The organism is Arthrobacter sp. NPDC092385 (assembly GCF_044755105.1).
Classification (GTDB): Bacteria; Actinomycetota; Actinomycetes; order Actinomycetales; family Micrococcaceae; genus Arthrobacter_D.
Genome location: NZ_JBIVQL010000017.1, coordinates 1 through 14,427, shown reverse-complemented (window position 1 = coordinate 14,427; position 14,427 = coordinate 1). Strand labels below are relative to the sequence as shown.

Annotated in this window: 11 protein-coding genes; 6 read left to right on the top strand and 5 right to left on the bottom strand. The window is 69.7% G+C overall.

Going from position 1 to position 14,427, the window contains the following annotated elements:
• Nucleotides 1–124: 124 nt before the first annotated feature.
• A complete protein-coding gene (locus ACIQCY_RS16200) occupies nucleotides 125–1,933 on the bottom strand; it encodes an AMP-dependent synthetase/ligase (RefSeq protein ID WP_400484882.1) in 1,809 nt (602 codons plus the stop codon).
• 135 nt (nucleotides 1,934–2,068) lie between these two features.
• Here ACIQCY_RS16200 and ACIQCY_RS16195 point away from each other — a divergent pair, with 135 nt between their 5' ends.
• Nucleotides 2,069–3,157 (top strand): ROK family glucokinase, encoded by a 1,089-nt coding sequence (locus tag ACIQCY_RS16195; protein WP_400484881.1) that lies wholly within the window; start codon nucleotides 2,069–2,071, stop codon nucleotides 3,155–3,157.
• 32 nt (nucleotides 3,158–3,189) lie between these two features.
• Here the strand turns inward: ACIQCY_RS16195 and ACIQCY_RS16190 are convergent, their stop codons facing one another.
• Entirely contained in the window at nucleotides 3,190–3,753 is a 564-nt protein-coding gene (locus ACIQCY_RS16190; RefSeq protein ID WP_400484880.1) for a hypothetical protein, read from the bottom strand.
• 328 nt (nucleotides 3,754–4,081) lie between these two features.
• Between ACIQCY_RS16190 and ACIQCY_RS16185 the strand changes: the two genes are divergently transcribed.
• Together ACIQCY_RS16185 and ACIQCY_RS16180 are read left to right on the top strand one after the other, a co-directional pair.
• Nucleotides 4,082–4,990, top strand: coding sequence for a lysophospholipid acyltransferase family protein (locus ACIQCY_RS16185; protein WP_400484879.1), 909 nt, complete (start codon nucleotides 4,082–4,084; stop codon nucleotides 4,988–4,990).
• 108 nt (nucleotides 4,991–5,098) lie between these two features.
• A complete protein-coding gene (locus tag ACIQCY_RS16180) occupies nucleotides 5,099–6,481 on the top strand; it encodes a class II 3-deoxy-7-phosphoheptulonate synthase (protein ID WP_400484878.1) in 1,383 nt (460 codons plus the stop codon).
• 113 nt (nucleotides 6,482–6,594) lie between these two features.
• On the opposite strand, the gene pknB is transcribed toward ACIQCY_RS16180, so the two are convergent.
• Nucleotides 6,595–8,730: a Stk1 family PASTA domain-containing Ser/Thr kinase gene (pknB, locus tag ACIQCY_RS16175; protein ID WP_400484877.1), complete on the bottom strand. Its 2,136-nt coding sequence runs from the start codon at nucleotides 8,728–8,730 to the stop codon at nucleotides 6,595–6,597.
• A gap of 86 nt (nucleotides 8,731–8,816) precedes the next feature.
• A complete protein-coding gene (locus tag ACIQCY_RS16170; protein WP_400484876.1) occupies nucleotides 8,817–10,397 on the bottom strand; it encodes a LysM peptidoglycan-binding domain-containing protein in 1,581 nt (526 codons plus the stop codon).
• 307 nt (nucleotides 10,398–10,704) lie between these two features.
• On the opposite strand from ACIQCY_RS16170, the gene ACIQCY_RS16165 reads away from it, so the two are divergent.
• Nucleotides 10,705–11,058, top strand: coding sequence for an Rv2175c family DNA-binding protein (locus tag ACIQCY_RS16165; RefSeq protein WP_400484875.1), 354 nt, complete (start codon nucleotides 10,705–10,707; stop codon nucleotides 11,056–11,058).
• Nucleotides 11,059–11,107: 49 nt separating this feature from the next.
• Here the strand turns inward: ACIQCY_RS16165 and ACIQCY_RS16160 are convergent, their stop codons facing one another.
• Nucleotides 11,108–12,232 (bottom strand): polyprenyl synthetase family protein, encoded by a 1,125-nt coding sequence (locus tag ACIQCY_RS16160; protein ID WP_400484874.1) that lies wholly within the window; start codon nucleotides 12,230–12,232, stop codon nucleotides 11,108–11,110.
• A gap of 143 nt (nucleotides 12,233–12,375) precedes the next feature.
• On the opposite strand from ACIQCY_RS16160, the gene dinB reads away from it, so the two are divergent.
• Nucleotides 12,376–13,713, top strand: coding sequence for a DNA polymerase IV (dinB, locus tag ACIQCY_RS16155; RefSeq protein WP_400484873.1), 1,338 nt, complete (start codon nucleotides 12,376–12,378; stop codon nucleotides 13,711–13,713).
• A 245-nt stretch (nucleotides 13,714–13,958) separates the two neighbouring features.
• Nucleotides 13,959–14,336 (top strand): DUF3040 domain-containing protein, encoded by a 378-nt coding sequence (locus ACIQCY_RS16150; RefSeq protein ID WP_400484872.1) that lies wholly within the window; start codon nucleotides 13,959–13,961, stop codon nucleotides 14,334–14,336.
• The last annotated feature ends 91 nt before the right edge of the window (nucleotides 14,337–14,427 follow it).

Genomic DNA, 14,427 nt, shown 5'->3' with positions numbered 1-14,427 from the left:
CCGCGCCGCGCGGGGATTGCGTTACCCACCCCCCGCCCCCCGGCCGCCTCCCCGCGCGGTGGCCCCCCCCCCCCCCGGGGGGGGGGGCCCCCGGGGGGGGGGGGGCCCCCCCCCCGCCCCGGGGTCAGACCTTGGTGGACGAGTAGATGGACTCGACGACGTCCGAGTAGTCCTTGAGCACCTGGGCGCGCTTGATCTTGAGCGAGGGCGTGAGGTGGCCGGTGGTCTCGGTGAAGTCGGTCGGGACGATGCGGAAGACCTTGATGGCCTCCGCCCGGGACACCGTCGTGTTGGCCGTGTCCACGAGCTCCTGGACCTCCGCGAGGACCTTCGGGTGCTCTGCCGCCTCGGCCATGGTGGTGCCCGCGGGCAGCTGGTGCCTGTCGAGCCAGCCCGGCAGCGCCTCCTCGTCGAGGGTGATGAGCGCGGAGATGAAGGGGCGCTGGTCGCCGACCACGACGCACTGGGAGACGATGGCGTTCGCGCGGATGGCGTCCTCGAGCATCGCGGGGATCACGTTCTTCCCGCTCGCCGTCACGATGATCTCCTTCTTGCGGCCCGTGATGCGGAGGAAGCCCTCATCATCCAGCTCGCCGATGTCACCCGTGCGGAACCAGCCGTCCACGAACGCCTCGTCGGTGAGGTCCGGGCGGTTGAAGTAGCCCTTCATGACGCAGACGCCCTTCGCGAGGATCTCGCCGTCGTCCGCGATCCGCACGGAGTTGCCGGGGAGCGGAGCGCCGACGGTGCCGATCTTGACGCGCTTGGGCGTGTTCACGGTGATGGGCGCCGTGGTCTCCGTCAGGCCGTAGCCCTCCAGGACCAGAAGGCCGATCCCGTGGAAGAAGTGGCCGAGCCGGTCGCCGAGGGGGGCGCCGCCGGAGACCGCGTGCTGGACGCGGCCGCCCATCGCGGTGCGGATCTTGCCGTAGAGCAGCCGATCGAAGACGGCGTGCTTCACCCTGAGGGCCAGCGGGATCTTCCCCGCCTGTTCGGCCTTCGACCAGGCGATGGCGACGTCCGCCCCGGCGTGGAAGATCTTCCCCTTGCCACCGTCCTCGGCCTTCAGCATCGAGTTGTTGTACACCTTCTCGAAGACGCGCGGCACGGCCAGGATGAAGGTCGGCTTGTAGCTCTGCAGGTCGGGAAGGAGGTTCTTGACGTCGGGCGTGTGGGCCACCGTCGCTCCGGCCGCTACGCACAGCACGGAGATGAATCGCGCGAAGACATGGGCGAGGGGGAGGAACATGATGGTCTGCGCGCCCTCGTGTGCCACCTCGGGAAGGGCGGCGGCGGCGTTCTCGGAGAGCTCGACGAAATTGCCGTGCGTCAGTTCGCAGCCCTTCGGCTTTCCCGTGGTGCCGGAGGTGTAGATGATCGTCGCGATGTCGTCGAGGCCGGCGTAGGCGCGTCGGTCGGCGAGCATCTGCTCGTCGGTCCCCACACCGGCGGTGCGCAGGGTGTCGAGCCCGTCGCCGTCGAACTGCCAGACATGCTGCAGCGATCCGATGTCCTCCAGTGCCACGGCCTCGCGGACCACGTTCTCGTGCCGAGCCGACTCGACGAAGGCCCCGACCGCGCCGGAATCACTCAGGATCCAGGCGACCTGCGCGGGGGAGGAGGTCTCGTAGACCGGCACCGAGACGGCGCCGGCGAACCAGATGGCGAAGTCGGCCAGCGACCACTCGTAGCGGGTCCGGGCCATGATGGCGACGCGGTCCCCGGGCTGCACGCCGGAGGCGATGAGGCCCTTCGCGACGTCCTCGACCTGGCGGCGGAACTCGGTCGCGGAGATGTTCTCCCACTCGCCCGACGTTCCCTTCACGGCGAACAGCGCGGGATTCGACGGCTTGGCCGCCTGCCGGATGACGAGGTCCGCCGTATTGCTCCTGCGGGGGACGTCCACGAGGACGGGAACGCTGATGTCGCGCACGATAGCTCCTTTGATATCACCTTGACCCTGGGGTCGCTTCAGCCTATAGCTTTCCCTGCTCAAATTACCGTCCAGTAATGTACAAGTCTGTAACGGCGGCGCCAGCGCGCTGAGCCACGACCGGGAGAGGACTCCATGCCGATCATGCCCGATGCGGCGGGGCCCCCTGTCCGCCGACCGCGCACCGAAGCAGGTGCGGCGTGGCGCGGCAACGGGCCCCTGACCGCGAGGGCGGCACGCAGCACCTTCCCCAACCCCGCACGCCGCGGACTCTCCGTGGGTGTCGACATCGGCGGCACGAAGGTCGCGGCGGGCGTGGTCGACGTGCACGGGAGGATCCTCGCGGAGGCACGCCGGGCGACACCGGGCCACGACGCCCGGGCCGTCGAGGCGGTCATCACCGAACTGGTGCGGGAACTGTCGCGGGAATACCGGATCCGCTCGGTCGGGATCGGGGCGGCGGGATGGATGGACCTGTCGAACAGCACGGTCCTGTTCAGCCCGCACCTCGCGTGGCGCAACGAGCCCCTGCGGAGGAACCTCGAGAAGTTGCTGCGCCGTCGGGTGACGGTGGTGAACGACGCCGATGCCGCCGCCTGGGCGGAGTGGCGGTTCGGTGCGGGCCGCGGGGAGCCGCGCCTGGTCTGCGTCACGCTCGGTACCGGGATCGGCGGGGCCATGATCATGGGCGGCCGGGTCGAACGCGGTCGGTACGGAGTCGCCGGCGAGTTCGGCCACCAGATCATCGTGCCCCAGGGTCATCGCTGTGAATGCGGCAACCGCGGCTGCTGGGAGCAGTACGCCTCCGGCAACGCACTGGGACGTGAGGCACGTGAACTGGCGGCGGCGAACTCCCCGGTGGCGCAGGCGATCATCGATGCCGCGCCGGCGGATGGCTCGGCGATCACGGGTGCGCTCGTCACCCGCCTCGCGCTGGAAGGGGATCCCGCGTCCCAGGAACTCGTCGACGACGTCGGGCAGTGGCTGGGACTGGGCCTGGCCAATCTGGCCGCTGCCCTCGATCCGGGGACGTTCGTCATCGGCGGAGGGCTCAGCACGGCCGGTGACCTCCTGCTGGAGCCTGCGCGGCGGGCCTTCGGCCGCAACCTGACCGGCCGGGGATTCCGGCCGGCGGCGCGCATAGAGCGGGCGGCCCTGGGGCCCGAGGCGGGCCTGATCGGGGCGGCCGACCTGTCCCGCATGCTCTCGCGCAGCGGAACCTGATCGCCCGGGAGCCGTCGGCGCGCTGCGTCGGGTCAGACCTCCGCGCCGTCGTCCCCGATGTCCCGGTGCTTGGGCAGCTTGGTGACGAGGTAGCCGGCTCCGGCGAGGAACAGCGCGAGGACGCCGAGGGTCGCGGCCAGGGGAGCGTCCTGCCAGAACATCGCGAACAGCAGGAGCAGGACGGGGCCGCCCGCTGCACCGATCCATGCGAGCACGGTCAGCGGATCGCCCGAGCCGAGGGGCGGTGGTTCCTCCGGGGTGAACCCGCCGTCGTCGTCCGGATCCTCGAAGGCCTCGTAGTCACGCGGGCCTGCCGAAGTGCCGGGCTGGTTCCGGAAGACGGCATCGACCCGCTCGCGGTCGGTCAGGCCGTCACCGTCCGCGTCGGGCCTCACGCGAGCATCGTCGTCGTCCGTCCTGCGGACGGCCGAGGTGCCCTGCTGTGGAGGTGCCGGTCGGGCGGGCGTGGCGCCGGACCGGCGCTGAGGTGCATCGGGGGAGTCGGGATCCGCGGAGGGACCCTCGAGCCGCGCCACGAGGTCCAGCCAGACGGCGTCATCCGTGGATTCGTTCGGTTCCTGACCTCGGGGGCCCATACTTTGCTACCTGCTGTCGCGTGGTGCGGCCTGGGTTCGGAGGGTCTCCGCCCGGCATCCTGGAAATCAGAGGGCGTGCTGGTTCAATCGTGGACACAGCGCGCGGCTACGTCAACCGGTTCCCAGCGTGTCGGGACCGCTCGACGTACTCCCGGGCGATCCCGGGCGTTCCCGTCCGGGTGGAAAGCCCCGCGCTTCCGGCGGAGGGCCGGACCTGGCGGGTCCCCGCATCGGGCGTCCGTGGCGCCGACGCCCCTAGAGTAGGCTTCCAATGAAAAAGCGGGCGGCATGCCGAATGCCGAACCGTCCATGCAGGGAGGCTGGCAGCGTGTTCTATTGGGTGATGAAGCGGATCATCGTCGGTCCGATCCTCAACCTCCTCTTCCGGCCGTGGGTCAAGGGCCTCGACAACATCCCCTCCTCGGGACCGGCGGTGATCGTCAGCAACCACCTGTCCTTCTCCGACTCCATCTTCCTGCCGATCGTCGTCCCCCGTCCCGTCGTCTTCCTCGCCAAGTCCGAATACTTCACGGGGAAGGGCGTCAAGGGCAGGTTGACCGCCCTCTTCTTCCGGTTGTCGAACCAGCTGCCCATGGACCGCTCAGGCGGTGCGGCGTCGTCCTCCTCCCTCACGGCGGGCATGGACATCCTCAACGGCGGAGGCATCCTCGGCATCTACCCCGAAGGTACCCGCAGCCCCGACGGCCGCCTCTACCGCGGCAAGACCGGCGTGGCGAAACTGGTCCTCGCCACAGGTGTCCCGGTGATCCCCGTGGCCATGATCGGCACGGACAAGGTGCAGCCCATCGGCCGGCGCATCCCCAACATCCGCCGGGTCGGGATCATCATCGGCGAACCCCTCGACTTCTCCCGCTACGAGGGGCTCGAGGAGGACCGCTTCGTCCAGCGGTCCGTCACCGACGAGATCATGTACGAGCTGATGCGGCTGTCCGGACAGGAGTACGTCGACGCCTACGCGAGCACGGTCAAGGAGCGCCTCGCCGCCGAGAAGGCCGCAGGGCGGAAGGCCCCGAAACCGGGTGCCGACACCCGCAGGGCCGCGGTCAGGATCTCGAACGACGCCGGGGCACCGGCTCCCGGCACCGTCACCGAGATCGGCCGGGCTGCCGACAAGCGTCCGTCCGCCGGCGAGGGAAAGGGCCCCGGTGCCGGCGAGCGCGGCGACGGGAAGGGCTCCGGTGCCAGCGGCGCAGCCGCACGCCCGGAGGCCGGCTAGGCCGACTCGCCCAGCTGCAGGACACCCCGCACTTCCTGTATGACACCGCGCTAAGCGGCGATGACGGGCCGAATCGGGGCCCCGACGCCCAGCCGGTAGAATTCAGCTGTGACTGATTCACTAGCTCCCGTCCTCCCGCGTATCGCGGAATCCGCCTCATCCACCACTGCCGGCCTCGACGCCTGGCGCTCGATGACCGCGGTGCAGCAGCCCTCGTGGCAGGATCCTGGAGTCTATTCGGCGTCGGTCAAGGAGCTCTCGAGCCTTCCGCCACTGGTCTTCGCCGGTGAGGTGGATGTGCTGCGGGAGCGCCTCGCGGCCGCAGCGCAGGGCAAGGCGTTCCTCCTGCAGGGCGGCGACTGCGCGGAGACCTTCGACGGCGCGACGGCCGACAAGATCAGCGCCCGCGTCCGCACCATCCTCCAGATGGCCGTCGTCCTGACGTACGGCGCTTCCCTGCCCGTCATCAAGATGGGGCGGATGGCCGGCCAGTTCGCCAAGCCGCGCTCGTCCAACGACGAGACACGCGACGGCGTCACCCTTCCCGCCTACCGCGGCGACATGGTCAACGGCTACGACTTCACGCCGGAGAGCCGCGGTCACGATGCGTCGCGGATGGTGAAGGCCTACCACACCTCCGCCTCGACCCTGAACCTGATCCGGGCCTTCACCCAGGGTGGATTCGCCGATTTACGGCTGGTCCACCACTGGAACAAGGGGTTCATGGCGAATCCCGCCCACTCCCGCTACGAATCGCTCGCCCGGGAGATCGACCGCGCGGTGCGCTTCATGGACGCGTGCGGTGCGGATTTCGAGGCCCTGAAGCGCGTGGAGTTCTTCGCCAGCCACGAGGCCCTGCTCCTCGACTACGAACGCGCGCTGACCCGCATCGACTCGCGGACCTCCCTCCCCTACGACACCTCCGCCCACTTCCTGTGGATCGGGGAGCGGACCCGCGACATCGACGGCGCGCACGTGGACTTCCTGTCCCGCGTGAGGAACCCGATCGGCGTGAAGCTCGGACCCTCCACGTCGGGGGACGACGCGCTCGCACTCATCGACAAGCTCGATCCGAACCGCGAACCGGGCCGGCTCACGTTCATCACGCGCATGGGCGCGCAGAACATCCGGGAGAAGCTGCCGAAGCTCGTCGAGCGCGTGACCGGCTCCGGCGCGCAGGTGCTCTGGGTGACGGACCCGATGCACGGCAACACCGTGACGTCGCCCAACGGCTACAAGACCCGCAACTTCGACGACGTCATCGACGAGGTCCGCGGCTTCTTCGAGGTGCACAACTCCCTGGGCACGTTCCCGGGCGGCCTGCACGTCGAGATGACCGGCGACGACGTCGCCGAGTGCCTGGGGGGCGCCGACCCGATCGACCAGGATGCTTTCCTGGAACGCTACGAGTCGGTCTGCGACCCGCGCCTGAACCACATGCAGTCGCTCGAGATGGCGTTCCTCGTCGCCGGGGCGCTCTCGAAGAGCTGACGGCCCGGCCCGGTCCGACCCCGGCGTCGACGACGCCGGCACAGTCCCACCGAGAAGGCGGTCACCCCGGGGTGACCGCCTTCTCTCCGTTCCCGCGCCGGGCGGGTGCGCTCCTACGTGACGGTGATGCGGATGGTGGACCCCTCGGGCTGCTCACCCGACGGGCTCTGCCCGGCCACCAGTCCGAGGACCGGGCTGCCGAAGGTGTAGTCGACCTGCACGACGAACCCGGCCGCCTCGAGCGTGGCGACGGCGCGCTCCTCGGACAGGGAGAAGACACTGGGGACCCTCACGATGCGCGGGCCCTGGGACAGCGTGAGCGTCACCGGTGTCCCACGCTGCACCTCGACGCCCGACGGGCTCTGCGTCAGGACGGCGCCGGCGGGCACGGCCGCACTGTACTCACGCGCCTCGCCCACCAGGGCCTCGAGCCCGGCCTGCTCGATGGCCGCGACGGCCTCCTCCTCGGGAAGCCCTGCGACATCCGGGACGGCGACCGGCGCCGGCCCGAGCGACACCACGAGGTCCACGGCGGATCGACCGCGACGTTCGGCTCCCGCCTCCGGGGCCTGCCGGAGCACGTCTCCGGCTGCCACCGATTCGTCGTACTCCTCGTCCAGGCTGCCGACGGTGAGCCCAGCGGCACCGAGCTCCGCGGCCGCCTCCACCTGCGTCCTGCCGAGCAGATCGGGAACGACGAAGAGTTCCGGCCCCCTGGAGACGAGCAGCTCGACGCGTTCGAAGCGCCTCACCTCGGAGGCGGCGGCGGGGTCCGTGCGGATGACCAGCCCTGCCAGGACGTCCTCGTCGAACACCTCTTCCGTGGACAACGACCCCAGCCCTTCCTCGTCCAGGACGGCGCGCGCCTCCGCCAGCGGGACGTTCGACACGTCCGGGAGTGAGACGACGCCCGCCGGTCCTGCGCCGAAGAACCAGGCCATGCCGGCGACCACGCCCGCGAGCAGGACCAGCAGGACCACGAGGAGCCGGGCGGAGCGGCGCGCCGTGCGGCCCTGGAGTGTCTTCTGCGGGCGCTGTGCCTGCCGTGCGAGCTGCCTCTTCGACGGCGGACGACCGGCGGGACGCGCGGCCGTCGCCCCGGCAGGCAGCGGGCCCGACGGCGGTCTCTGCGGTTGTGCGCCGATCACCCTCGTCGCATTCCGGTCCCTGCCGAGGACGCCCGTGGGGTTCTCCCCCTGCCGGACACCCGGCAGCACCTCCGTCCATCCCGTGCGGTCGGCGGGAGAGCCGGCGTCATCCGCACGTGGGGGCCGGGCCAGTGCCTCGGTCCGTGCGTCCTCCAGAAGGTGGCGCGGAACGACGGCGGCGGTGAGCTGGTCCTGTCCGGTGACCGGATCGGAGGCGTCCTCCGGTGCGAAGTCCAGTTCGTCGTCGCTCAGGGTGGTGCGGATGTGCCGAAGCTCGCCGAGGAGGGCGGAGCCGTCGACCGGCCGCTCCTCGGGGTCCCTGGAGGTGCACCACCGGACCAGCTCGTCGATGTCCACTGCCAGCCCGGGCAGGAGGGCGGAGGGCGCCGGAACATCCGACTGCGCGTGCTGGACCGCCACCTGGATGGGAGTCTGCCCCGTGAAGGGCTGCTCTCCGGTGAGGAGTTCGAAGAGCATGACCCCGGTCGAGTAGATGTCGCTTTGTGCTTCTGCGGGCCTGCCCAGCACGAGTTCGGGGGAGAGGTAGGCGGCGGTCCCCACGAGGGTAGCGGTGCCGGTGGTGGCCGACACGGCACGCGCGAGGCCGAAATCGGCGATCTTGACCTGACCGGAGTCGGACAGCAGGACGTTCTCGGGTTTGACGTCCCGGTGGATCAGTCCGGCCTCGTGCGCCGCGGCGAGGCCCTCGACGACGGCGTCCAGCAACGCCAGTGCATGGCGCGGCGTGAGGCGACCGTGCTCGCGCAGGACATCCCTCAGGGTTCGGCCCGGAACGTACTCCATGACGAGGTAGGCGACGGGCTGCCCGTCGAACTCGTCGACACCCTGGTCGAGCACCCCGACGACGTGCGGGTGCGACAGCCGGGCGGCGGCCTTCGCCTCCTGCTCGAACCGGTCGATGAATCCCGGTTCCTCGGCGAGGTGCGGGTAGAGGACCTTGAGGGCCACGCGGCGGTCCAGCCGGTTGTCGGTGGCCAGGTAGACGGTCGACATGCCCCCGCGCGCCAGCCGCGAATGGACGACGTACCGTCCGTCGACAGTCGCGCCCTCGAGCGGGTCCTTCCGTTGCTGGTGCACCATCCGATAGTAAACGGGCACAGCAGGAGGGGACGGGACCACCACGCGATCCCGTCCCCTCCGTCGCTCCGGCCCGGGCCGGGAGCGGTCTACCGGAAGCTGTTCTGGTGGGCCTTGATACCGGCGACGTACCGCTTCGTGTCCTCGAACATGCCGCGGTTCTGGACCGAGTACTGCCCCTGGTAGTAGGAGGCGATGGCGATGTCCATCGACGGGCTGGTGCGCACGAGCGAGCGGATGATGGCGATGCCCGCCGTCGCGTTGTCGTAGGGGTCCAGCAGGTTGAGCTTGCGGCCCACGAGGGTGCTCGCCCACTCGCCGGACGAGGGGATGACCTGCATCGCCCCGATGGCGTTCGCGGGGGAGACCGCGCGCTGGTTGAAGCTGGACTCCTGGAACGCGAAGGCGAGTGCCAGGCTCGGATCGACCCCCATGGAGCGTGCGGTGTCCGCGACGATTTGCTTCATCTCCGCCGTCGAGGGTGCGGGCAGCGAGTTCAGCAGCGCCTTGTTGGCATTGGCATTGGCTACGACGCTCTGCGGGTAGGTGTAGCCGAGGAACGTCGAGGGCACGAGGTTGGTCGGCGCCGGCGCCGGCGCCGGAGCCGGTGCGGGTGCAGAGCCCTTGGCGGGGATGGTGAGCGTCTGGCCGGGGCGGATGATCGACGTCATCGAGAGGCTGTTCGCCTTGAGGAGTGCATCGAGGCCGACGCCGTTCCGGGAGGCGATGGCGCCGAGCGTATCGCCGGACTTCACGGTGTAGGAGCCGGGAGCAGGTGCGGGCGCGGGTGCCGCCTCCGGTGCCTTGGGCGTCGCCTGCGGGGTCACGCCCGCCGTCAGCGTCAGCGTCTGGCCGGGACGGATGATCGAGGTCATCGAGAGGTTGTTCGCCTTGAGGAGTGCATCGAGGCCGACGCCGTTCCGGGAGGCGATGGCTCCGAGTGTGTCACCCGACTTGACCGTGTAGCTGGCGGCGGCGGGAGCAGGAGCCGGAGCAGGAGCGGGTGCGGGTGCGGGTGCGGGAGCGGGCGCCTTGCCGCCGAGATCCAGCTTCTGGCCCGGGTAGATGATGGAGTTCATCGAGAGGCTGTTGGCCGTCAGGACGCTCTGCAGGCTGACGCCGTTGCGGGCGGCGATCGCCCCGAGGGTGTCACCGGGCTTGACGACGTAGGTCGACCCGGAAGGCTGGGAGGCAGGGGCCGGAGCGGCAGGAGCCGGCGCTGCCGCCGGTGCGGTGCTCCCGGTCAGCTTGAGCTTCTGGCCCGGGTAGATGATGGTCCGCGCGTCCATGCGGTTGAGCGTGAGGACGGCGTCCGTGGCCAGCCCGAAGCGCTTCGCGATCGCGCCGACCGTGTCACCCGGCTTGATCGTGTACTCGCTCGGAGCGGTCTCGGTGCCGACAGTGATCTTCTGCGCGGGTACCTGGACGGCGACGAGCGCGGCGGGCACGACTGCTCGTGGGGGAAGCGGTGTCGCTGTCCCTCCGAGGTGCCGGGCGGCGGGAGCCTGCGGGGCCGGTGCCGCCGTCGCCGGCTGGGCGAGGGCGACGGAAGAGAGAATCACCGCGGGCAGGGCGGCGGTGGTTACGGCGACGTTCAGGCCGCGGCGGCTGGTGCCCGCGGCCTTCCTGCGGGTGCCGTTCAGCGGTGCATTCGATCGCTGGGCAGTCATGTTTCGTTCCTCGTCTGTTGGCGGCTGAGTCCGCGCGGACGCACGCGCCCGGCAGGGGAGTCCCGGCTGGCTGCGTACAAGTGCTGATGATGCTGTTGTGCTAGCTGTTGCTACTGTTACTTGTGTGACTCCTGTGAATTTACACGAAAAAGGGAGTAGCACAAGAGGCGCCCAAAGCCCGTGAACAGGCACTCCTGCGTGTCGCGCTCCACCCCGGGTCGTGGCGCAGCCGATCCGTCCCTCATGCGCCGTCCCTCATGCGCCGGGCGAAGTGGAGTTGGGTGCCGGACCATGGCACCCTTGGACGGTGACTGAACTAGAACACCTCGTACCCGCCTGGCTGAACCTTCCGCAGGTCGCAGAGACCCTCGAGCTGCCGATCACGCGGGTGCACTCGCTCATCAGCGATCGATCCCTCGTCAGCGTCCGGATCGGGGAGCGCAACATCCGCAGCGTCCCCGCCGACTTCCTGGTCGACGGCGCCGTCCTCGACAGCCTGCGCGGCACCGTGGTGGTGCTCGCGGATTCCGGGTACGGCGACGAGGACATCATCCGCTGGCTCTACACCGAGGACGAGACCCTTCCCGGCCGTCCGATCGACGCGTTACGCGAGGGGCGGAAGACCGAGATCCGCCGTCGAGCCCAGGCAGCCGCCTGGTAGCAGGCGCCCGACGCGGGGCCCGCGCGGCGCGGCACGCGTGTCCGCGACCTCAGGCGCTCCGCGTGACGGCCGCTTCCGCGAGCAGGCGGAGCGCGCGCCGGGAGACGGGGTCGATCGGGAGCCCTTCCAGCGCCGTGAAGGCGTCCTCGGACTTCTCCGCGATGAGCTGTTCGGTGTGGTCGAGCGCGCCGCTGCCGACGATCAGACGGCGCAGCGTCGCGACCGCCGAGTCGTCCAGGGCGGTGTCGCCGAGCATCGCGTTGATCCTGGCCCGTGTGTCGTCCCCGCTCGATCCCAGCGCGCGGGCGATCAGAAAAGTGCGTTTGCCTTCGCGGAGGTCGTCTCCCGCAGGCTTGCCCGTCACCTCCGGGTCCCCGAAGACGCCCAGGACGTCGTCGCGCAGCTGGAACGCCTCACCCAGGGGCAGTGCGAAGGCCGAGTAGGCCGACAGGAGATCCTCGTCCGCTCCGGCCAGCGCGCCTCCGAGCATGAGGGGACGCTCCATGGAGTATTTCGCCGACTTGAACCGGAGGATGTTGAGCGCACGCTCCTCCGCGATCTCGGGCGTCTGGTCCGGCCCGACAGCCTCCTCCAGGAGATCGAGGTACTGACCGGCCATGACTTCGGTGCGCATGCGGTTGAAGATCACGCGGGCCCCGCCTCCCGGCGTATCGGAGCAGGATGCCGTAAAGAGCTCCTCGCTGAATGCGAGGCAGAGATCCCCTGCGAGGATCGCCGCCGCCACACCGAAGCGCTCCGGATCGAGGTGCCAGCCGGCCTCCGAGTGCCGGGTGCTGAACTGGCGGTGGACGCTGGGACGTCCGCGTCGCGTGTCGGACCGGTCGATGATGTCGTCATGGATCAGGGCGGCTGCCTGGAAGAACTCGAGTGCGGTCCCGGCGATCACGGGGGCAGCTGCACCGGCCGATCCTCCTGCGGCACGCCAGCCCCAGTAGCACAGGAGCGCCCGCATCCTCTTCCCGCCGCTGGTCAGGGTCGAGATGCTCGAGATGAGCGGAAGGGACTCTTCGGAGATTTCCGCCAGGACGCTCCGCTGCTCGGTGAGGAAGTCCTCGATGGTCCGGGTGAGCGAGGACCGGAAGCGGTCCTGCTCCTCGGAGATGGCATCGGGAGCGTGGCCGCCCCGGTCGGGGGTGGCGGGTGCGGACAGCATGGATCTCCCGGGCAGCTCGGCTGGACGTGGTTCTCCCACTCTAGTGGGCGGTCCGAAGGCCCCGACCGCAGCGTGGCCCCCGGGAGCGGGCGCCTCCGGCTGCACGGGCCGGACGGCGACGTGTCGGTGGCACTGCGTACGATATGGGCGTGGTGAAGGACCAGGAGCAGGGGATGATCGAGCACGCCGAGTGCCACATCCTCCACATCGACATGGATGCCTTCTTCGTCTCCGTCGAGCTCCTCGACCATCCCCATCTCCACGGCGTGCCGGTCGTCGTGGGGTCACCGACGGGACGGTCCGTGGTCCTGTCCGCCTCCTACGAAGCCCGGCGGTTCGGAGTGCGCTCGGCCATGCCGATGTCGGTCGCGATGCGCCAGTGCCCGACGGCGGTCATCCTGCCACCCCACCATGGCCGCTACTCGGAGGTCTCCGCCGAGGTGATGCGGATCTTCCGATCGGTCACGCCCGATGTCGAGCAGTTGAGTGTGGACGAAGCCTTCCTCGATATCGCCGGGTCGATCCGCAGGCTGGGCAGCCCGCGCGACATCGGCGAGCAGGTGCGCGCCGAGATCCGCTCGACCCTCGGCATCACCGCGAGCGTAGGAGCCGCGACCACGAAGTTCGTCGCGAAGATCGCCTCGACGAGGGCGAAACCCGACGGCCTGCTGCTCATCCCCGGCGACCAGACGGTCGCGTACCTCCACACACTGCCGGTGTCCGCCCTGTGGGGAGTGGGCTCGAAGACGCAGGAAGTGCTCGCGAGGATCGGCATCCGGTCCGTCGAGGACGTCGCCCATACGCCGCTCAGCACTCTCAAGCGCCTGCTCGGGGCCTCCGGCGAGCACGTGCACCACCTGGCGTGGGGACGGGATCCGCGGCGCGTGGTGGTCTCCCGCCCCGAGAAGAGCATCGGCGCGGAGGAGACGTTCTCCTTCGACATCGACGACTCCGAGATCCTGCGCCGTGAACTCCTGCGACTCGCCCACCGGACGGCCACGCGGCTGCGGGCCTCCGGCTACCGCGCGGGCGGGATCGCGCTCAAGCTGCGCTATGCGGACTTCTCCACGCTCACCCGCTCGAAGAAGCTCGACGCGCCGGTGGACAGCGCCAACGCGCTCTACGGTGCGGCGACAGCGCTCCTGGCCGCCCTGGGGGATCGCCCCATGGCAGTCCGGCTGATCGGCCTGCGTGCGGAATCCCTCGAGACGGGCGGGGACGGGTCGACGCAGCTGACGATCGACCGGAGGGACGACAACTGGCGGATCGCGGAACGGGCACTGGACGACGTGAACCGGAAGTTCGGCCAGGCCGGCGTGATACCGGCCGGCCTGCTCGCCTCGAAGGGCAGGCCGGGAACGGGCGGCGGCTCCCGCGAGGACCCGGGCGGACGGCGGGGGGAGGCCGGTGGGACCGGTCCTCGCTCCTCCCGGCAGCGGCCGCCCGGGCGCTCGCCGGAAGCGGATGCCGGGGACGGCTGAAATCCGCGCCGTTGCGCGGCTGACCGGGCGAATAACACTCCTCGGAGGGGAGCATCAAGGCCGCATTGTGACTTTGCACCCACCAGGTAGCAAACTAGTCTTTAAGCAGGTGGTCCAGCTGCCGCCCAGTACGCACATCAATCGCCCGGAGCCCGTGGTCAGGGACCCCTCCACCGGGAACCTGGTCCGCGTTCGGGACGTTGGTTGGATGGAGGAACGTTGGTACCCACATCAAGGAGGCGGTCATGGCACTCTCGGAACACGAGCAGAGGTTGCTTGATCAGCTTGAACAGCAGTTACACGCCGACGATCCCAAGTTCGCGCACTCGATGGCTTCGGACACCCGTAAGTCGATGTCGACCAGACGCCTGGTCATCGGGTCGCTCATCACGATCGCCGGAATCCTCGTCCTGCTCGCAGGCATCGTCTACCAGAACATCTTCATCGGGGTGGCGGGCTTCCTGATCATGGGTGGTGGCGTGTATTTCGCCACCACGAAGTCCCGGCAGGTCGAGGCCGGCCAGGCGGTCGGCGGTCCCTCGAAAGCCCCCACAGGTGGCAAGAGCGGATTCATGTCCAGCCTGGAGGACAAGTGGGACGAACGAAAGCGCGACCAGACCTAGGGCGTGTCTCCTAATAGCGTGGGGCGGTGTGCGGGACGATATTTGAGTGTCACGTGATGCTGTTCTAACCGACGCCCAGTGGGCTCGGATT

What these genes read in the sequence shown, in the direction of transcription:
- ACIQCY_RS16195 (WP_400484881.1), top strand. Translation starts at nt 2,069, where the DNA reads ATGCCGATCATGCCCGATGCGGCGGGGCCCCCTGTCCGCCGACCGCGC.
- ACIQCY_RS16190 (WP_400484880.1), bottom strand. Translation starts at nt 3,753, where the DNA reads ATGGGCCCCCGAGGTCAGGAACCGAACGAATCCACGGATGACGCCGTC.
- pknB (WP_400484877.1), bottom strand. Translation starts at nt 8,730, where the DNA reads ATGGTGCACCAGCAACGGAAGGACCCGCTCGAGGGCGCGACTGTCGAC.
- ACIQCY_RS16170 (WP_400484876.1), bottom strand. Translation starts at nt 10,397, where the DNA reads ATGACTGCCCAGCGATCGAATGCACCGCTGAACGGCACCCGCAGGAAG.
- ACIQCY_RS16160 (WP_400484874.1), bottom strand. Translation starts at nt 12,232, where the DNA reads ATGCTGTCCGCACCCGCCACCCCCGACCGGGGCGGCCACGCTCCCGAT.
- dinB (WP_400484873.1), top strand. Translation starts at nt 12,376, where the DNA reads ATGGGCGTGGTGAAGGACCAGGAGCAGGGGATGATCGAGCACGCCGAG.
- ACIQCY_RS16150 (WP_400484872.1), top strand. Translation starts at nt 13,959, where the DNA reads ATGGCACTCTCGGAACACGAGCAGAGGTTGCTTGATCAGCTTGAACAG.